The following is a 19,128-nucleotide window of genomic DNA, read 5'->3' as shown; positions in this document are numbered from 1 at the left end:
ACCCGAACGTGGTTAGCGAAGGTTAACACTTGGAGCGTTTATGGCCATTTCTAGCTATTTGCAAGCGAAGTGTATCATTTTGATATGGATCATAAACATCTGATACAATTACGAACCATGTCTCAAAAAGACACTGTTCAGCTTTGTTTTCTCAGACGACGGAACGCTGTCAGCAAATGCTCCGTATATCCGTTCGCCTGCTCTCGCCCTTTAAAAACAAGGGCTACGGACGCCTGCCAGGCCAATCCGTCATAGGTCGGGGCCATGGGGCGATAGGCTGGATCGCCTTCATTCTGACGGTCCACAACCTGTGCCATACGTCGCAATGAATCCATCACCTCGGCTTCGATTGTAAAACCGTGATGCAGCCAGTTGGCGATGTGCTGGCTGGAGATTCTCAACGTGGCACGGTCTTCCATCAGGCCGATATCGTGGATGTCGGGCACCTTGGAACAACCTACGCCCTGATCGATCCAGCGCACCACATAACCAAGAATGCCCTGACAGTTGTTGTCCAGTTCCTGACGAACATCCTCGGGCGCAGGCAGTTCACTGGCCAGCGGCAGGGTCAGCAACGGCGTCAGGCCTGTTTCGGTACGGTGTGCCAAATCTTTCTGCACCGACCAGACATCGACCTGATGGTAATGCAGCGCATGTAAGGTCGCCGCCGTGGGCGATGGTACCCATGCCGTCGAAGCCCCTGCCTTGGGATGCCCCGCCTTGGTGGCCAGCATATCGCCCATACGATCCGGCGCGGCCCACATGCCCTTGCCGATCTGGCCGCGCCCCGACAGACCCGCGCTCAGGCCGATATCGACATTGCGATCCTCATAGGCCTTGATCCACGCTGTTGCCTTCACGGCCTCCTTACGGACCACCGGACCAGCCTCCATCATGGTGTGGATTTCATCGCCGGTGCGATCAAGGAAGCCGGTATTGATGAAGACCACGCGATCCTTGGCCGCCGCGATACAGTTACGCAGGTTGACGCTGGTACGGCGTTCCTCGTCCATAATACCCATTTTGAGCGTCAGCGGCGCAAGGCCCACCCCCTCCTCCACCGCACCGAATAGAGCGGCGGCAAAGGTCACTTCTTCCGAGCCATGCATCTTGGGTCGCACCACATAGACCGAACCGGCCGGACTGTTGCGCTCAACCACAGGGCGCTTCAGGTCGTGCAACCCGATCAGGCCCGTTATGGCGATATCGAGAATGTTCTCGGGGATTTCGCGCCCGTCACTGTCCAGCACGGCATTGGTTGTCAGGTGCAGACCGACATTGCGGGTCAGCAACACACTTCGCCCCTTCAATGCGAACGCCTTCCCGTCCGGCGCCGTATAGGCGCGGTCAGGGTTCAGGGTCCGGTCCATGGACTGGCCGTCCTTGCTGAACCGCGCCGATAGATCGCCCTTCATCAGCCCCAGCCAGTTGGCGTAAACCAGAACCTTGTCCTCGGCATCGACGGCAGCCACGCTGTCCTCGGCGTCGCAAATCGCCGTCAGCGCCGCCTCGACAACCACATCAGCCACGCCCGCAGGATCGGTCGCGCCGATACGGTGATTGCGGTCGATAACGATCTCGAAATGCAGACCATTATGGCGCAGCAAGATACCCGTCGGCGCGGTGGCCTCGCCGGTATAGCCCGCAAACGCCGCCGCATCGGCCAACCCCGCCACCGAGCCATCTTTCAACTCGACCGACAGCGCACCACCCTCGACGCGATAGGCCACCGCATCGGCATGGGAGCCACTGGCCAAAGACGCCGCGCTATCCAGAAACGCCCGCGCCTTGTCGATCACCTTTTGGCCGCGCGCCGTATCATAGCCCTTGCCCGCTGGCAGATCGCCCAATGCATCGGTGCCATAGTAGGCATCATACAAGCTGCCCCAACGGGCATTGGCCGCATTCAGCAGATAGCGGGCATTGGTCAGCGGCACGACCAGTTGCGGCCCCGCCATGGTCGCCATTTCGGGATCGACATTGGAGGTTGTCACGGTGGCATCTGCCACAGGCGGCTCGATATAGCCAATCCCTGTCAAAAAGGCCTGATAGGCATCCTGATCCGGTTGCCCCGGATGGGCGCGGTGCCAGTCATCAATCAGGGACTGCAACCGGTCGCGCTTGGCCAACAGGTCGCGGTTGGCATCGGCAAAACGATCCACCAAGCCGTCCAGCACCGCCCAGAACGCCTCCGCCGTCACGCCCGTACCGGCCACAGCACGATCGCGGACAAACACATCCAGTTCGTGGGCTACGCTCAGCTTGCCGTGGCGGATCATTGAATGGCTCATTGGGAGGCTCCTGAATAACAGACCCACACCCTAACCCCACACAGACCCACTATCGACAGCAAAGAATGATGTATATCTTTGCATAATACGCAAAGATGGAGCCCCGCCATGCTGGCCGAATACGAGATTTTCGTGCGCGCTCTCGAAGAAGGCAGCCTATCGGCGGCGGCCCGCCGTCTGGACCTGTCGCCCGCTGTGGCCTCGCGTCGGCTGGCACGGCTGGAGGACCGGCTGGGCGTGCGCCTGATCGAGCGCACCTCGCGACGTCTGGCCCCGACCGAGGCGGGTCGTCTGGTTTATGAACGCGCGCTTCAATTACTGGATGGCGTCGAGGATCTAGAGGCCCAAGTGTCGCGCCGCACCACACAGGCGCGCGGCCTGTTGCGCGTCACCGCCCCCACCTCATTCGGGCGCAGGCGACTGGCTCCCTATCTGCAACCGTTTCTGGAGGCCCATTCGCGTCTGACGCTAGAGCTGAATCTCACCGACGCCTTTGTGGACCTGATGGCCGAGGATGTGGACCTCGCCATCCGCATCGGCACATGGGATGCCGACAATCCGGCCATGCACCGTCTCGCTCCAAACCGCCGCGTCCTGTGCGCCAGCCCTGACTATCTGGCCCGTTTCGGCAGTCCCCGCACGCTGGAAGACCTGCGCGACCACGCCCAACTGGCCGCCGAAAACCAGTCTCTGTGGCGTCTGCTTGGCCCCGATGGTCCCGTCACCTTCCGCGCCAAGAGCCGCGTTCGCACCAACTCGTCCGAGGTCGCCCGCGAACTGGCCTTGTCCGGTGCCGGTATCGCCCTTCGCTCCACTTGGGATGTCGGCGAAGAGCTAAAGGACGGGCGGCTGAGTGTGGTCCTGCCCGATTACCAAGGCTCTCCCGACATCGCCATTTTCGCCCTGACCGCCGGTCGCGCCCGCGCCGAGGCCCGTGTTCAGGCCTTCATCACCTTTACCGCCAACCTCTATGGCGAGGTGCCGGACTGGGACCGTTAAGCCACAGGAACAAGGCCCATCCCCGCCACGTTACTATACGGGGGCGTTAATCCGGCAAGGAGGAACGCCATGCAACCTGTTGAAGCTCACCGACACAACAAGGCCGCCGACGCTGTGCATGAAGGGCGGCCCGTCGAAGCCCGCTTTGTGCGCGGTGGCGGCAAGGGACGGTCGCTGATGACCATCCTCGTTATCTCGACCTTGGTGACAGCCTTGCTGCTTATCGGGATGTTGGTTTTCTGGAATGTTATGGATGGCGATGCCGACCGTTCGGCCCGTGAAAAGGCCGCAGATAGCGCAGCATTTTCGCAAACCGTAACGCCCTGACCAAAGCCTGACCGGCACATAAAAAGGGCGGAGGATATCCCCCGCCCTCTTGTTTATGGCCCAGACGTTTACTGCGCCGAGGCTGCCGGTTTCATCCAGCGGTCCAGCCAGCTCGACATTTCGTAAAGCGTGTGGCCCACGCTTTCACGCGCACGATAGCCGTGGTCCTCCAGCGGCAGGACGACATAACGCGCCGTCGCACCATTGCCCTTCAGCGCCGCATAAAAACGCTCGGTCTGGATCGGGAAGGTGCCGGAATTGGCATCTGCCTCGCCGTGGATCAACAGGATCGGCTCGTTGACCTTATGGGCATAGGTAAAGGGCGACATCTCGTTATAGGTGTCGGTCGCTTCCCAATAGGTGCGCTGCTCGGCCTGGAAGCCGAACGGCGTCAGGGTGCGGTTATAGGCCCCCGAACGAGCAATGCCGGTCTTGAACAGATCGGTATGCGCCAGAAGGTTGGCCGTCATGAACGCGCCATAGGAGTGACCGCCCACAGCGATACGCTCGCGGTCGGCAACGCCTAGAGCCACCACCGCATCAACCGCCGCCTCGGCACTGGCCGATAGCTGCTCGATATAGGTGTCGTTCGGCTCGGCCCCGTCCACACCGATGATCGGCATGGTCGGATTGTCGAGGATGGCATAGCCCTGTGTCAGCAGGAACAGGTGGCTGGAACCCGACGGACGTACAAAACGGTTGTCGCTATCGACCACCTGACCGGCCACGGCGGCATCAGTAAACTCAGCCGGATAAGCCCACATCAGCAGCGGCAGCGGACCATCACGGTCCTTGTCATAGCCAGCCGGCAGATAAAGCGTGCCCGAAAGCTGTACACCGTCCTTGCGGGTATAGGTGATCAACTCGCTGGTCACATTGGCCAGTTGCGGGGCAGGATCGGGGAAATGGGTCAGCGGCGTGATCTGGCCGTCCATCGCACGAATACGCAGGTTGGCCGGATCGGTCTTGGACTGGCGATAGGTCACGAAACGCTGGCCGTTATCGTCCAACAGGCCAACGACGGTTTCATATTCGCCCGTAGCCGAGCGCCACAGACGCTGCACGTCTCCGGTTTTCAGGTCCATCGTGTCGAGGAACGGATAGGCACCCTCGCGAGTCGCACCCTCACCCGTCACAAAGACGCGCGAACCATCAGCCGTGAACTTCATCACCTGACGACCGCTGGCATTGGCCTCGGTCATCACGCTGCCGGGGTTATTATAGCGGTCCTGATAGTTGCGCTCCAACAGCACCTTGGTTTCCGTCGGGTTCGACGGATTGACGAGGGTGCGCGTCTCGGTGCGGTTCTGGAACCAGCGGCTGTTGACGATGGCAGCATTGTCATTGCCCCAGTCGATACCGGCAAAGCGGTGTTTCAGGTCCGCCAGCGTCACGGTCGCATCGTTGAATGGCGCACGCAGCATGAAGACACGATCACGCACCTCGGCGGCATTGCGCGGATCACCACCGTCCTGTGCCTCGGTCCAGACAAGGGTCGCGTCCTGATCACTGCGCCACTGGGCCGAGCGCGGGCCCGCCGCCACAGCATCGAACGATGTCGGCACATTGTCACGCAGCGGCAGATCCGCCACCTGATGCACCATACGGCCATTCATGTCCGACACCGTCACCTGTGTCGGGAACAGTGCCGCCGGAACGATGTAGGAATAGGGCTTCTTCACCCGCGTCTGCAGCACATAGCGGCCATCGGGCGACACGGATGCCCCCAGAATCACGCCCGCCTCGCCAACGCTGCGCATACGGCCGTTCAGGCTGACCACCACCGGCTGGCTGGTGAAGTAATAATCGAACTGGGCCTCGTCCATCGGATTGGACAACAGGTCCTGATAGGTCCGCACAGGGGCCACACGGCCACCCGTCTCGTCAATCATCGGGCCCGACGGCGGACGATCCGTGACCGGCGGACGGCCACGGCTGGTCGGCGTGGTCAGGGCCATCAGACCCGAGCTGTCCGGCAACCAGCTAAAGCCGCTGCCCGTCGTGGCATTGATGACGCCATTGGTCAGGCGCTTGGCGCGGCCATCCGACAGGCTGGCCGTCCACAGTTCCAGACCGTTGGTGGCATCCACCAGAAACGCCACCGACTGGCCATCGGGCGACCACGACACATTGGTCAGGCGCGCATTGGCGGGCAGACCCGCAACCTTGCGTTCCTCGCCACCATTGACCGACTGGAAGCTGAGCCCCGTAATCCAGCTGACGCGGCTATTGGCCGGACCATTATTGCGCGGATTGATGCGATAGCCGCCCAGACGCAGCATCGGCTCGGCCAGTTCCTGAATGGACGGCAGATTGGTGCGGTCCGTCAGCAAAAGCGTCTGGCGATCCGGGCTGATGGACACACCCGGATTGGGGCGCGAATCCAGAATATCGGCAATCGGCGCTGGCGGTTGCTGATAGGTCGGACCATCGGCCATCGCCGCCATTGGCGCACCGGCAGCCAGCAACAAGGCCCCGCAGGCCACAGATAGATTACGCAAACGCATAGCGCCCCTCCACATCAGATACTTTGTCCTGTTTGTGCGCGCCCGCTTCGCAGGTCAACCAAGCGGTACCTTTTGGTACTCAGTGACACAGGGTTGGATCACCATCTTGCCGCTGTCGCATTCACCCTTTAGATGGGAGGATATACCGCAATATTCATCAGACGGTGAAAAAGGGAGCGACATGGGAAAGATATACGCTGACGTGAAGTCTGCGCTGGAAGGGCTGACGTTTGACGGCATGACTGTCATGTCCGGCGGCTTTGGCCTCTGTGGCATTCCCGAAAACCTGATTGCCGGTTTGCGCGACAGTGGCGTCAAAGGCCTGACGGTCATTTCCAATAATGCAGGCGTGGACGGCTTCGGCCTCGGCCAACTGCTGGAAACCCGCCAGATTGCCAAGATGATCTCGTCCTATGTCGGCGAGAACAAAGAGTTCGAGCGCCAGTATCTGGCCGGTGAACTGCAGCTGGAATTCAACCCGCAAGGCACGCTGGCCGAGCGCATCCGCGCTGGCGGTGCCGGCATTCCGGCCTTCTTCACCGCGACCGGCGTCGGTACGCTGGTGGCCGAGGGCAAGGAAGAGCGCGAGTTCAACGGTCGCCGCTTCATCATGGAAACGGGTCTGGTCGCAGACCTCGCCATCGTGAAGGCGTGGAAGGCCGACGAGCGCGGCAACCTTGTATTCCGCAAGACCGCCCGCAACTTCAACCCGATGATGGCCACCGCCGGTAAGGTCACCGTCGTCGAGGTCGAGGAAATCGTGCCGGTCGGCTCGCTTGATCCCGACCACATCCACACGCCTGGCGTCTATGTAGACCGCCTGATCCAGACCGTTTCGGAAAAGCGCATCGAACAGCGCACCGTCCGCCAGAAGGGAGCTTAAGACCATGGCTCGTACTCGCGAACAACTGGCCGAACGTGCCGCCAAGGAACTGCAGGACGGTTTCTATGTGAACCTCGGCATCGGCATCCCGACGCTGGTGGCCAACTATATCCCCGAGGGCATGGTCGTGACCCTGCAATCGGAAAACGGCATGCTGGGCATGGGCCCCTTCCCCTATGAAGGCGAAGAAGACCCCGACCTGATCAATGCCGGCAAGCAGACCATCACGGAAATCCCCGAGAGCGCCTATTTCAGCAGCGCGGACTCGTTTGCCATGATCCGTGGCGGCCACATCAACCTGTCGATCCTCGGCGCGATGGAAGTGGCCCAGAACGGCGACATCGCCAACTGGATGATCCCGGGCAAGCTGGTCAAAGGCATGGGTGGTGCCATGGACCTCGTAGCGGGCGTCAAGCGCGTCGTCGTGGTCATGGAACACGCCAACAAGCACGGCCAGTCCAAGGTTCTGAAGGCCTGCACCCTGCCGCTGACCGGCACGGGCGTCGTCAGCCGCATCATCACCGATCTGGCCACCTTTGACGTCAAAACGGACGGTTCGGGTCTGGAACTGATCGAGCTGGCAGAAGGCGTCTCGCTGGACGAAGTCGCGGCCAAGACCGAGGCTGACTACACGGTTGCCGCTGGCGTCGCCTAAGGCACGGTACAACCCGAAATGAAAAGAGCCGGAAGTTCAGAACTTCCGGCTCTTTTTTATTGGCTCCTAGTCCAGCTTGAACTGGACACGATGTAGGGCCGGCATACCCTCAAGCTCGCTGAATATGGTCACCGCCCTGCCATCGCGAGGCTCGACCACGGTGCAGGTAAAGCCCTGGAACGGATTACCGTTCTGGAACAGGATCAGAACCCCCTCGGCGACCATCGCAGCGTTATATGTGGCACCATCGGCGCTGTCGGCGGCATCCAGACGTGCATGGACTTCCGGAACGCTCGCGATTTCGTTGTTGGAGGCGATGTACATCATCTCGCCATCGGGCTTGAAGCGCATGTAGTCGCGCGGGAAGGCTGCGGCAAAGCGTTCTACGCCCGCCTCTTCGGCGCTCACCACCTTGCTATCCCACACACCGACGACATCCGCATAGGCACACAGACGCCCCTCGGCCAGCGGCTTGGCAGCCACCTGCGCATTCGCCACAGTCGCTACGAACATCATAGCGGCTGATACTCCAACCAATTTCAGCATATTCCCTCCAGTCATAGCTGCATCCCTTGGTGCAAAGCCGCTATGGTTTGGCGGCTTTCACTCTGCCTAGCGGACGACGGCAGCCTCGGTGGCCGTCCATTCCACAATCTTGCGCGTCACATCGGCATTGGCGCGATCATAGGCCGCCACGATAGAGGCCACGCGGTTCTCGCCTGCGTTCTCGACACTGTCGAAGCGATTGGACGCCACAACCTCGCGTTCGCGGTTGGTCAGATGCACGGCCACCGAAACGCGCACATCCGGCACGGCCCCGGCCGAGGCATAGACGGTTTCAAACCGGCGCACATCGACGCTCAGCAACAGCCCGTCACGCGCAAAAGCGCCCGATGCCAGACGCACACAGGGTGCCCCTGCGGCAAAAGCATCTTCAAGCGACGAATGGAACAGGGTCTCGGCCTGTGACACCCACCGCGCCGTGCCGATATAGGCCGTCTCGGTCCCCGTCACAGTCAGCAGACGATCCCCGCGAGACGCGGTGTCGAAATCAATACGGCGCAGGGAAACCGAGATCGGCTGGCAACGCGGCACATCATCTGTGCTGGCAAAAACAGGGAGCGCCCCGAAACGATAGGTCTGGACCGGATCAGGCGTTTTCAGCACCGCGCAACCGGACAAGGTCGCCGTTACCGCCAGCACAGCCATAGGCGTCAGAATACGGATCATGGCTGGACCTCCAGTTCCTTGGCCGTCGGTCGGCCGATAAATTCGCGCGGGCTCTGGCGCACATTGTCGATCATGTCTTCCAGAGCGCGGGTCGCCTGATTGAGTTGACGCACCGCATCATTGATCTGTGGCACCGTGGTCGTGCCGAACTCGCCCAGCGGCTCTTCGAGGCTGGAGGCCGAACGGTTGATCGAGGCAATCGCCGTGCGCGCTTCTTCGGAGGCCTTGGCGATATTGGCAATCGCCGCGCGGCCATCCGTATTGATGATCTGGCGGGTATCGGCAGCAAGACCCTGATATTCCGCCACAGCCGCATTGGCATTTTTCAGCGTCTGTTCCAGCTCCAGCAGCATACCCTTGCGGGCATTCAGCTCGGCGGTCATCTCTTCGACATTGCGGATGCTGGACGAGAAGGAACGGATATTGTCATCCGACAGGACGCGGTTAATGCGGTTCAACGCATCCACGGTCTGTTGCAGCACCGTTCCCGATCCGGTCAGCAGTTCTGCCAGCGGGCTGGCCTGTGACTGGATCACCGGCACGACATTATCGGCATGTTGGCTTTTCAGCAGCGGCGTTTCCGTGCTGCCTGCCGTGATCTGGATATAGTTCAGGCCGGTAATGCCCTGCGGCTCCAACTGGGCGCGGCTGGTGACGCGCACCGGCGTGGTGCCGTTTACGCGCACACGCGCCACCACCTGATTAGCTCTTTCCGGATTGAGGTTCAGCTTGGTGACTTCGCCGACGCGGATACCGTTAAAGTAAACCTCGCCGCCTTCCGACAGACCACGCACAGGGCCGTAGAAGATGATGTCATAGACATCATAGTCCTCGTTGAATTGCAGGCGTGCCAGCCAGATGGTGAACACAGCCAGTGCCACCAGAAGGGCGACGGTCACAATGCCGACCGCTGCGTAATGAGCGTCTCTTTCCATTTCGATCCGGCCTCCTAGTTGGCACTCTGTTTGGCCGCCCGCCCTCGTGGGCCAAGGAAGTATTCCTTGATCCAGGGATGGTCAGACTTTTCCAGCTCCGCAACGGGAGCCTTGGCAATAACGTGTTTGTCCGCCAGCACCGCCACCTGATCACAGATGGTATAGAGGCTGTCGAGGTCGTGCGTAATCATAAAGACCGTAAGGCCAAGGTCGCGCGACAGTTCCAGAATAAGCTGGTCAAAAGCCGCCGCCCCGATGGGGTCCAGCCCCGCTGTCGGCTCGTCGAGGAACAACAGTTCGGGGTCCAGCGCCAAAGCGCGGGCCAGACCGACCCGCTTGATCATCCCCCCCGACAGTTCGGAAGGTTTCAGGTACAGCGCCTCGGGTTTCAACCCGACCATGGCCACCTTCATCTCGGTCAGCTCGCGGATCACATTGCGCGACAGGCGCGTATGCTCCAGCAAAGGTGCCGAGACATTCTCCATCACATTCAGCGACGAGAATAACGCCCCGCGCTGGAACAGGATGCCCGTGCGCTGCTCGACTGCGACCGCCTCGGCCTTGGTCATGGTGCTGCGGTCCTGCCCGAACAGCTTGACCGAACCGTCCTCCGGCTCTTTCAGACCGATGATCGAGTTCAGCAGCACCGTCTTGCCGGTGCCGGAACCGCCCACCACACCGACGATCTCGCCGCGATTGACGGTCAGGTCCAGATTCTGGTGGATCACACGCTCGCCAAACTGGCTGAGCATGCCGCGAACCTCGATGACAGGTTCCTGCCACGCACTCGATGAAGCCGGTGCCTTTGACGCGCTCATAGGCCCAACTCGATAAAGATCAGCGCAAACACGGCATCCAGCAGGATGATGGCAAAGATGGCCTGAACCACAGCCGCCGTCACGCGATAGCCAAGGCTCTGCACGTCACCGGCCACGGCCATGCCCTGACGGCAACCGATCGCTGCCACAACCAGCGCAAATACCGGAGCCTTGATAAGGCCCACCAGCATGTGTTTGGGCATGTAGCCATCCTCGACCAGACGCTGGAGGAAGAAGGCTGGCCCCACGCTCAACTGGCTCCACGTCACCAGCATACCGCCCAGAAGCCCGCCCAGCATGGCCACAAAGGTCAGCAACGGCAGCATAATCAACAGCGCCGCCAGACGCGGGATCACCAGCGCCTGAAACGAGTCCACGCCCATGACCTGCATGGCATCGACTTCCTGATTCATCTTCATGGAGCCGATCTCGGCGGCAAAGCTGGAGGCCGAACGGCCCGCCAGAAGTACCGCCGTAATCACCACGGCGAATTCACGAAACACCGCCACGCCGATCAACTGGACTGCAAACACCCCTGCCCCGAACTGGTTCAGAAGGTCCACACCGATAAAGGCCACGACTGCGCCGATAAAGAAGTTGGTGACGACAACAATCGGAATGGCATCCAGACCCGACCGCTCCATCTGCGACACCCACGCCGCCCAGCGAATGCGTCGCGGATTGCGTAGCGTAGACAGGCACGACACCAACAAGCGGCCCAAAAAGGCAAAGGCCGCCATGGTTTCGGAGGCGAAATCGTAAACGCCGTGGCCCACCTTGCTGAAACCGCGTACCCATGATGGCGGGCGCTGGGGCGGCGGCATGGTCATGTCTTCCAACCGCGCCACGGTCTTGTAGATGCTGCCGGCCTCGGGGCGGGCTTGCCACAGGGTCTTGGTCGTCGCGACATCGGCAGACTGGCGCAAGGCCAGCGCCCCCGCCGTATCAAACCGTTCCAGCGACGACAGGTCGAGGCTTTCGACCGTGCGGCCATCCAGCTCACGCTTCAGACGTTCGGCAATAAAGCCCAGCCCGGTCGCCGACCACGATCCCGACAAGGCAAGGCACACGCGTCCTGCATCATCCGTATCAATGCGGTAGTCTGCACCGTGCGCTGTCATAAAACCCCATGCCTGAAAACTAGGCTGTCCCTTACCGGAAACCCGCCGGAAATCTTGCCAAGCTTTAGACCCGACGCGCTAGTCAACACAAGATGACATATCGAAACGGGCGTAAGGTCCGGCGTTCAATGAACGCGGATTACGTCTTTTTGTTCAGCTTGATCGCGATCTGTCTGCCTTAGCGCAGATAGTCCAGCAGCGAGACCTGTCGCAGTTGGTTGATCACCTGCGCCGAGGCCTGCAGGGATATCTGCGACAGTTCCAGCTCAGATACCGCCTTGAACATGTCGGCATCGGTTTTTTCGCCCAGCATGATCTCGACGGAATCGGCACGCACCTGATGATCCTCGATCAGCTTCTCGACACGTTGCTGATAGGTGCCGTTCTTGGCCTGCTCGTTGACCACATTGGTCGCGGCGGTGCTGAAACGGTTCATCAGGTCGGTCAGGGCCGTGGTTGTTGCACCATCCAGCGCCCCCGTCAGCGGCGTGGCTGCATCCAGTGCCTTCAGGTCCTTGAACACGGCAAACATTTCTTCGCCCAGCGTGTCAGCCAGGAAACTGGTGTCCATCACCACGTTTTCATCCACGCGGCTGGACTGGCGCATATAGCCGTTTTCAAAAGCGTCTGCTGTCGTACCTGCGGCATGCAGATCATCAAGATTGCCTGTCGCCACCGGCGGCTTGTCCGTCACCCCGCCCGAGAACAGATACTGCCCCTGATGCTTGGTATTCAGGGCGTTCTGGGCAATCTGGAACTGGACTTCCAGCTCGGCCATCAGGCCTTCAGTGCGGCCGCTGGCAATCGCATTGGCAATGGCCAGACGCGAATTGGTCGCCGCCTCGTTCAGGCGGCCCATGGCCAGATCCTGTGCTTCCAGACGATCAGCGACGGTCTTGCTGACCTCCTGATAGGCCGTGATGCGGTTCTGGCTGGTGCGCAGGGCATTGACCGTCGCGGCATCCCGCCCGAAGCCGTGCAGGTCCGTGGCGTTCTTCTTCGTCGACACGGTATTCTGCGCTTCGCTGTTACGCTGCTGCGCCGCCATCAAATTCATGAGTGCGGACTGATAGTTCCCGTAGGTGGATACGCGGCTCATCGGACCATCCCGAACAGTGTGTCATACATATCCGACGCCGCCTGGATCAGGCGCGCCGAAGCGTTGAAGGCTTGCTGATAGGTCGTCATCAGGACCAGTTCTTCTTCCAGATTGACGCCTTCAAAAGAATTGCGTCGGCTGGACGCCTCGTTCAGCAGGGCCGATGCCCCGCTGGCGGCGCTCTCGGTCAGGTTGGACTTGGCACCGATGCTGCCCGCCATGTCGGAGGCATAGCGGCTCAGCGTCGAGGTATTGCCCGACACGCCACCTGCCGCACCGAAACGGGTCGAAACATCCCCCGCCCCCGCCAGCAGGCGTGCGCCATCACCATTGGCTGCGCTCAGGGCCGGTGTCCCTGCCGGAGCGGTCAGGTCCAGTCGGCCTAGTGCTAGGTTGCTTGGATTACTGACAATATCGCTGCGGATCTCGAAGGTGCCCGAACGGGCTGTGCGCGTACCGCCAAGCCCGAACAGTTCGCTCATGGATACGCCAGACGGTGCCTGACTGGTGCGGTCATTAACGACCGACATTTGTGCCGGAGGCGATCCGCGCCCCGTAAATGTCACCTCGCCATGGGCGTTCATCGCAAAGGTACCGTGACGCCCTGCCCCGTTCACCGGATCATTCAGGTGCGCCAGCAGTTCGGTCATCGTGCCACCGCCAGCGGGCATGGCGACCTCGATATCGCGAATCTTGACGCCATTGCTGTCCGAGAAACGGAAGCTGACCGTCTGGCCCGGTGCGAAACCGTGCTGGGACGCGCCCGTCATGCCCGTCTCGTAGTTCGAAATACCCGAGGTGGACACCAGATCATTGAGACCGAAGAAGTGCGAGAAACCGCGTCCCGCCTTGCTGCTGGGCGCGGTGGCATCATCGGCAATCGCCACGCCATTGCCGCCCGTCGCCTCTAGCTTCAGCTTGCCGTCCGTAAAGCTGGCATTCAGCCCCGGCACCTGTGCGTTCAGGACGGTCAGGAAGGTGGCGGGCGTTGCGGCCACGCCATTGATCGTCATCGTGCCGCCGTTGAAAACAATCTCGGCCGAGTTCTGGATCACACCGGCCGCATTGACCACGGCAATCGTGGTGGTGCCGGTAAAGCCGCTCAGGGCTGTGATTTCCGACATGCCGGTATTGCGGCCTTCCAGCACCGAAGGGGCCGGAAACGCCGTCGAGGCATTGTGCGCGCGGTTCAGTTCGTCCGCCAGCTTGGCCGTCAGTTCGCCCAGTTGCTCGGCGGCCTGTGCCGTATCCACATCGCGCAGTTGCAACAGGCCCTTCAGCTCACCGCTGACCAGACCTTCGTTAAGCGAACGCACCGAACCGCTCGGCTCGTGCACCATGATGTCGTTGAAATTCGTCGTGCCGCTGACGGCACCGGCGCGGTTATATTCCAACTTGCCCGCGCTGTTGCCCACCAGCAGCAGGCCTGCGCCCGTGCGGATTTCGACCCCGCCCGTAGAACGCGGCGTCAGGCGCACATCCATAAAGCCGGACAGTTCATCGACCAGTATCGCCTGTGCATTCTGGGCACCGGTTGAATCAGCCCCCGTGACCGTAGCGCGCGTGATCTCGCGGTTCAGCTTGTCGATCTGTTCCAGCAGGCCATTGATCGTTTCGACCGATGACTGGATGCGACCATCCGCATCCTCGCGCACGGCCTGAATCTGTCCGGTAATACGCTTGGCTTCGTCAAACACAGCCTGCGTCTTCCAGATTGCGCTTTGACGCGCCGCCGCCGAGGTCGGCATTTCTGCCGCCGTGGCAAACTCGCCGAACAGTTTGTCGATGCTGCTAAAGAAGCTGGTATCGCCACCGGGGTCGCCAAACAGGGACTGGATGCGGTCATACAGTTCATAGCGAACCGTCTCGCGTCCGGCATCTGCCGAGGCATTCAATGTCGAGGCCTGAAGGAAACGGTCGGTTGCCAGACGCACACGGGCGATCTCGACGCCCGAGCCGACGCCCTGCGTGGTCAGCGATCGCTGATCGGCAATCTTGCGCACATAGCCGGGGGTGTGGATGTTGGAGACATTGTCGGACACCACCCGAAGCTGGCTCTGGGCCGTATTGATGCCCGCCGTGGCGTTATTCATAATCAGTCCGAGGGACATCAGCGAACTCCTTCGTCAGGGCAGTAACGGGCAGCAGGGCCGTAGCGGGCGACGCCCGGCAAGGCTTGCAGACAACCGCGCAGTTCTTGCCCGGTTCCCGCGTGAGCGATTTTGCTCAAGATATTGATTTTACTAGACATTGGCATTCGGCCCCTGTACTCTCGAACACCAGAGGGGCAATAAGCGGGCCAGTTTGCCACCACGAAACGACCCTGCCTATTCATGCCTGCCCGCCCGGCAAAAACGATCAGGTACGGCAGGTTTGTCCACCAAGTCGCCCTGTGGACGGGCCGTGGACAAAACCTGAAAACCCTATCGTTTTCTTTAGGTTGAGCCGTTTTCGGCAAACTGGCCCGTCCCTTGCGACAAGGCTCTCGAATGTTTCCGGCGCAGAAGACGCCCACCCTCACCAACAGTTATCGCTGGGCAATGTCCGCATCCGCTATCTTGTCTGTTCTGCCGCTCGGCGCTCCCCATGGAGCGGCGGGTTTTGGCGTGTCTGCAAATAGTGCGGGCACAGACAGCGCAACCGATAACGCGTTTGCCGGTCTGCTCGACGCAGTGATGGACAGCGAAACCCCAACGACCAAAGAGGCCGTTGCCAAAGATACCATTACCAGTGGTGACAACGTCGCGGCATTCGCCTTTGCGGCCCCGCCGTCGCCGATCCTACCCGTCACGCCCGTAGAAGCCCCGCCTGTCGAAACCGCTGAGGTCTCGGCTGAAAACGCCGATACAGCGGAAACGAAAGCACCGGCACCGGACGCATTCCGTCTGCCCGACAGCGAGACGCCGCAAACGTCAGCGCCCGATGCCGAGCCTGAGACTAAGACCGAGCCAGACCCAGAAGCCGATCCGGCGGTTCTCGCCGCTCCGGTAAACGCGCCGGCTCCGGCACCCGTTGATGCCGCGCCCGAACCTGTGGCCAAGCCCGAGACGCGCCTGAACCTGCGTCCCGAAGTGCCGCTCATGGCGCAACTGGCTACAGACGATACCGCCACAGCACCCGACGCCGAGCAAGCCGAAATCCTTGCGCCCGCACCTTCGGCTCAAGACGCCGAAGCGGCCAGCCGCCAACGCGCCCAACAGGTCGAAGCGACCCTGCGCCAGACGCAAAACCCGCAGCTTTTGGCCACGACAGCCGCACAAGCCCTGCAAGTCGCCCCGAAAACCACGGGCGAGTTCAAATCCAATGCCGCCGCCCACCGGCTGGACAAGGGCGGCAATGCCCTAACCGCAGATATGTCGGCAGAGACAACGGCAGCGACGGCGACGACTACAGGAGGTAATCAAGCCTCCACCATGGCCTCCAGCATGGCTGATGCCGCTGCCGCATCGGCCACACCGGAACAAGCCCAAGCCGCACGCTCGGCCCCTGCCCCGCTCCTACCCGCCGACGCTGCCCCCGAGGCGCAAGCGGCCATGGCCGAGATCGCCCAGAACGCAACGGGTGCCGATACAGCCGCCGCACGTCTGGACCAAACCCGCCTGTCGGCAGCCACCTTTAATACCACCGCCGAAATCGCCGCCCAGTTCGTCCAGAAGCTGGGCCAGCGCGTGGCCCGTTTCGACATGGTCCTGACCCCTGAAACGCTCGGCACGGTCGAGATCGCCATGGAAGTCGGTGCCGATGGCGACGTGAAGGCCCGCATGGTCTTCGATACGCCCGCCGCCGCCAACGAACTGCGCGCCCGCGCCGAGGAACTGCGCCGCCAGTTGAACGAGGCGGGCTTCCAGATTTCCGAGAACGCACTGGAATTCACCGACCGCGAAAGCGACCAGCGCGGTGGCTTCCAGCAATTCATGTCCGATGGCCGTTCCGGTCGTCGCGCCTTTGCAGGCAGCAGCCGTCTGGCCGAACAGGCCGATGCGCCCCCGCCGGTCTGGCAGTCCCTTAACCTCGCGCCCACCGGCGTCGATATGAAGGTTTGAGCCGATGGTTGATGCCGTCCAGAAAACCGCGAACAGCCAAAACCGGATCAATGCCGGTGCGACGACGCTGTTCGACAATTTCGAAACCTTCCTGACCCTTCTGACCACCCAGTTGAAGAATCAGGACCCATTGTCGCCGCTGGATTCCAACGAGTTCACGGCCCAGTTGACCCAGATGGCGGGCGTCGAGCAGCAATTGCTGACCAATGACCTGCTGCAAGGCATGCTGGCCGCCCAGAACGGCAATGCCCTGTCCAATGCCGCCGCCTATATCGGCAAGGAAGGCACGGCGATCTGGAACACGACCCGCTACGAAGACGGTAGCGCCGAGTGGTCCTACGAACTGGGCAAGAATGCCGAAACGGTGTCGCTGGAAGTTCTGGATGCGTCGGGCAAGGTCGTCTGGCGTGGCGAAGGCGACGGCAAGACCACCGGCGTTCACGATTTTAGCTGGGATGGCAAGACGACCGGCGGCGGTCAGGTCGATGATGGCGGCGTCTATTCGTTGCGTGTCACGGCCAAGGATGCCGCTGGCAAGGATGTCGGCAGCCAGACCCTGATCCGCGGCCGCGTCACCTCCGTCGAGATGTATGACGGCGTCCCTTACGTCACCATCGGCAAGTCGATCATGCCGCTGGAAACCCTGATTTCGCTTGAGGAACGGGCTGCTGTCACCCCGCCTCCTCCTGGCACTGACGAGGAAGACCCGCCCGAGGTCACCCACCACTCGCGTGTCCGCACTCTCAATCCTCTTTCGTATCTGTCCTAAGGAAATCCAGTCATGAGCATCAATGGCGCCATGTTGGCCGGGGTATCCGGTCTGGCTTCAAACGCAGCGGCCCTTTCCTCGATCTCGCAGAACATCGCGAACGTGAACACGGTCGGCTACAAGCGTGTGGCCACCGAGTTCTCGACCGTCGTCAACACCCAGTCGCAGGGCGTGTCCTATTCGGCAGGTGGCGTGAAGGCGAATACCCGCCAGTTCATCAGCCAGCCGGGTCAGCTTCAGCGCACCACATCCTCGACCGATCTGGCCATCGCCGGACAGGGCTTCTTTGTCGTCACTGAAAAGTCGGAAAACCTTACGCCTTCGGATGCCCGCCTGTTCACCCGCGCCGGTGCGTTCAAGATTGACGAGCTGGGCTATCTGCAAAACACCTCGGGTTATTACCTGCAAGGCTGGCCGGTCGATGCCGACGGCAATGTGAACCTCGACCCGTCGGACATGAACCGCCTGTCGACCATTAACGTCGGCTCGGTTGGTGGTGCCGCAGAGCCGACCACCCGTGTCAGCCTGAACGCCAACCTCAAGTCCAGCACCAAGCTCAACGACGACATCGCCCTGTACGATCCGGCAACCCATTCGATGTCGATGTACGCGCTGGACCCAACCACCGGCATCAAGCCCGATTTCGAGATCACCGTGCCGGTGTCCGATTCCAAGGGCGGCCAACGCAACATCACCATCTCGTTCCTGAAGAGCGCCACCGCCAACGAATGGCATGCGGAAATCCGCGCGCCGGACGGTGCCGTTGATCCAGCGGTCAGCCCGAACAACCTGCTGAAATCGGGTACGGTAGCCTTTACGCAGGACGGTCGTTTCGACGTCGCCCGCATGACCGCCCTCGGCGCTGGTGCCCTGTTCGATCCGGCCAATCCGGTCCTGACCTTCGCCGGTTCGGATGGCAGCCTGCCGCCGGGCGCAACCGGTTCCGAGGCCCAGTGGGATGCCTCGCTGGGTATTGCGGGCCAGAGCATCGTGTTTGACCTGAACGCCTCGGCGGGCGGTCTGACCCAGTATGACAGCACCAGCTTCGTACAGGCGACCTTCACCAACGGTACGGCCTTCGGCAATCTGACCGAGATCCAGATCGACGATACCGGCTTTGTTACCGCCGTCTTCGACAATGGCGTGATGCGCAAGATCGCACAGGTTGCACTGGCCACCTTCCCGTCCACCGACAGCCTCAGCGAAGTGTCGGGCAATGCCTACCGCGTCAGCCAGAATTCGGGCACCTATAACCTGAAGGCTCCGGGCACCGGCGGTGCAGGCATGATCGGTGCCTCGCAGCTGGAAGCGTCCACCGTGGACCTTTCGCACGAGTTCACCAGCCTGATCACAACCCAGCGCGCTTACTCCGCTTCGTCGAAAATTATCACGACAGCAGACGAAATGTTGGCCGAGCTTATCAATATCAAGCGTTGATTTTTGCCGGTATT

16 protein-coding genes are annotated in these 19,128 nt (G+C 61.3%); 7 read left to right on the top strand and 9 right to left on the bottom strand.

The genetic code is table 11. From position 1 onward, the window contains the following. Positions 1-137 precede the first annotated feature (137 nt). Positions 138-2,291: a malate synthase G gene (locus FHS64_RS06205; protein WP_167176883.1), complete on the bottom strand. Its 2,154-nt coding sequence runs from the start codon at positions 2,289-2,291 to the stop codon at positions 138-140. Positions 2,292-2,399: 108 nt separating this feature from the next. Here FHS64_RS06205 and FHS64_RS06200 point away from each other — a divergent pair, with 108 nt between their 5' ends. Together FHS64_RS06200 and FHS64_RS06195 are read left to right on the top strand one after the other, a co-directional pair. After that, entirely contained in the window at positions 2,400-3,290 is an 891-nt protein-coding gene (locus FHS64_RS06200; protein WP_167176881.1) for a LysR family transcriptional regulator, read from the top strand. 69 nt (positions 3,291-3,359) lie between these two features. Then, positions 3,360-3,617, top strand: coding sequence for a hypothetical protein (locus FHS64_RS06195; RefSeq protein ID WP_167176879.1), 258 nt, complete (start codon positions 3,360-3,362; stop codon positions 3,615-3,617). Between the two features lie 68 nt (positions 3,618-3,685). Here FHS64_RS06195 and FHS64_RS06190 read toward each other — a convergent pair whose 3' ends face one another. Then, positions 3,686-6,124 carry a S9 family peptidase gene (locus FHS64_RS06190; RefSeq protein ID WP_243862821.1) on the bottom strand — a complete coding sequence of 813 codons (2,439 nt, stop codon included), beginning with the start codon at positions 6,122-6,124 and terminating at the stop codon, positions 3,686-3,688. Positions 6,125-6,305: 181 nt separating this feature from the next. On the opposite strand from FHS64_RS06190, the gene FHS64_RS06185 reads away from it, so the two are divergent. Both FHS64_RS06185 and FHS64_RS06180 read left to right on the top strand, forming a co-directional pair. Next, on the top strand, positions 6,306-7,007 hold the full coding sequence (locus FHS64_RS06185; protein WP_167176876.1) for a CoA transferase subunit A: 702 nt from the start codon (positions 6,306-6,308) through the stop codon (positions 7,005-7,007). Between the two features lie 4 nt (positions 7,008-7,011). Then, the gene (locus FHS64_RS06180; RefSeq protein WP_167176874.1) at positions 7,012-7,662 is read left to right on the top strand and encodes a 3-oxoacid CoA-transferase subunit B; all 651 of its coding nucleotides are present in this window, start codon (positions 7,012-7,014) and stop codon (positions 7,660-7,662) included. A 66-nt stretch (positions 7,663-7,728) separates the two neighbouring features. On the opposite strand, the gene FHS64_RS06175 is transcribed toward FHS64_RS06180, so the two are convergent. The 7 genes from FHS64_RS06175 to flgK all read right to left on the bottom strand — a co-directional run bounded on the left by FHS64_RS06175 (position 7,729) and on the right by flgK (position 14,976). Then, the gene (locus FHS64_RS06175) at positions 7,729-8,178 is read right to left on the bottom strand and encodes a hypothetical protein (protein WP_167176872.1); all 450 of its coding nucleotides are present in this window, start codon (positions 8,176-8,178) and stop codon (positions 7,729-7,731) included. Between the two features lie 96 nt (positions 8,179-8,274). Further along, positions 8,275-8,892, bottom strand: a complete 618-nt coding sequence (locus FHS64_RS06170; RefSeq protein WP_167176870.1) for an ABC-type transport auxiliary lipoprotein family protein — start codon at positions 8,890-8,892, stop codon at positions 8,275-8,277. Beyond that, complete coding sequence (locus tag FHS64_RS06165) at positions 8,889-9,827, bottom strand: MlaD family protein (protein WP_167176868.1); 939 nt, start codon at positions 9,825-9,827, stop codon at positions 8,889-8,891. Before FHS64_RS06165 ends, FHS64_RS06170 begins: the two co-directional genes overlap by 4 nt. A gap of 14 nt (positions 9,828-9,841) precedes the next feature. Continuing rightward, the gene (locus tag FHS64_RS06160) at positions 9,842-10,645 is read right to left on the bottom strand and encodes an ABC transporter ATP-binding protein (RefSeq protein ID WP_167176866.1); all 804 of its coding nucleotides are present in this window, start codon (positions 10,643-10,645) and stop codon (positions 9,842-9,844) included. After that, a complete protein-coding gene (locus tag FHS64_RS06155) occupies positions 10,642-11,766 on the bottom strand; it encodes an MlaE family ABC transporter permease (protein ID WP_167176864.1) in 1,125 nt (374 codons plus the stop codon). Before FHS64_RS06155 ends, FHS64_RS06160 begins: the two co-directional genes overlap by 4 nt. A gap of 178 nt (positions 11,767-11,944) precedes the next feature. Then, positions 11,945-12,865, bottom strand: coding sequence for a flagellin (locus tag FHS64_RS06150; protein WP_167176862.1), 921 nt, complete (start codon positions 12,863-12,865; stop codon positions 11,945-11,947). After that, a complete protein-coding gene (flgK, locus tag FHS64_RS06145; protein ID WP_167176860.1) occupies positions 12,862-14,976 on the bottom strand; it encodes a flagellar hook-associated protein FlgK in 2,115 nt (704 codons plus the stop codon). The genes FHS64_RS06150 and flgK overlap by 4 nt, the downstream gene beginning before the upstream one ends. Positions 14,977-15,471: 495 nt before the next feature. Here flgK and FHS64_RS14365 point away from each other — a divergent pair, with 495 nt between their 5' ends. The 3 genes from FHS64_RS14365 to FHS64_RS06130 are packed head-to-tail and all read left to right on the top strand — an operon-like array spanning position 15,472 to position 19,114. Continuing rightward, positions 15,472-16,908, top strand: coding sequence for a flagellar hook-length control protein FliK (locus FHS64_RS14365; RefSeq protein WP_341771098.1), 1,437 nt, complete (start codon positions 15,472-15,474; stop codon positions 16,906-16,908). Positions 16,909-16,912: 4 nt separating this feature from the next. Then, positions 16,913-17,677: a flagellar hook capping FlgD N-terminal domain-containing protein gene (locus FHS64_RS06135; protein ID WP_167176858.1), complete on the top strand. Its 765-nt coding sequence runs from the start codon at positions 16,913-16,915 to the stop codon at positions 17,675-17,677. A 12-nt stretch (positions 17,678-17,689) separates the two neighbouring features. Continuing rightward, positions 17,690-19,114: a flagellar hook protein FlgE gene (locus tag FHS64_RS06130; protein WP_167176856.1), complete on the top strand. Its 1,425-nt coding sequence runs from the start codon at positions 17,690-17,692 to the stop codon at positions 19,112-19,114. Positions 19,115-19,128 lie beyond the last annotated feature (14 nt).

It is taken from the genome of Brevundimonas terrae, assembly GCF_011761985.1.
Lineage (GTDB): Bacteria > Pseudomonadota > Alphaproteobacteria > Caulobacterales > Caulobacteraceae > Brevundimonas > Brevundimonas terrae.
This window is presented reverse-complemented; position numbering and strand designations above follow the sequence as displayed.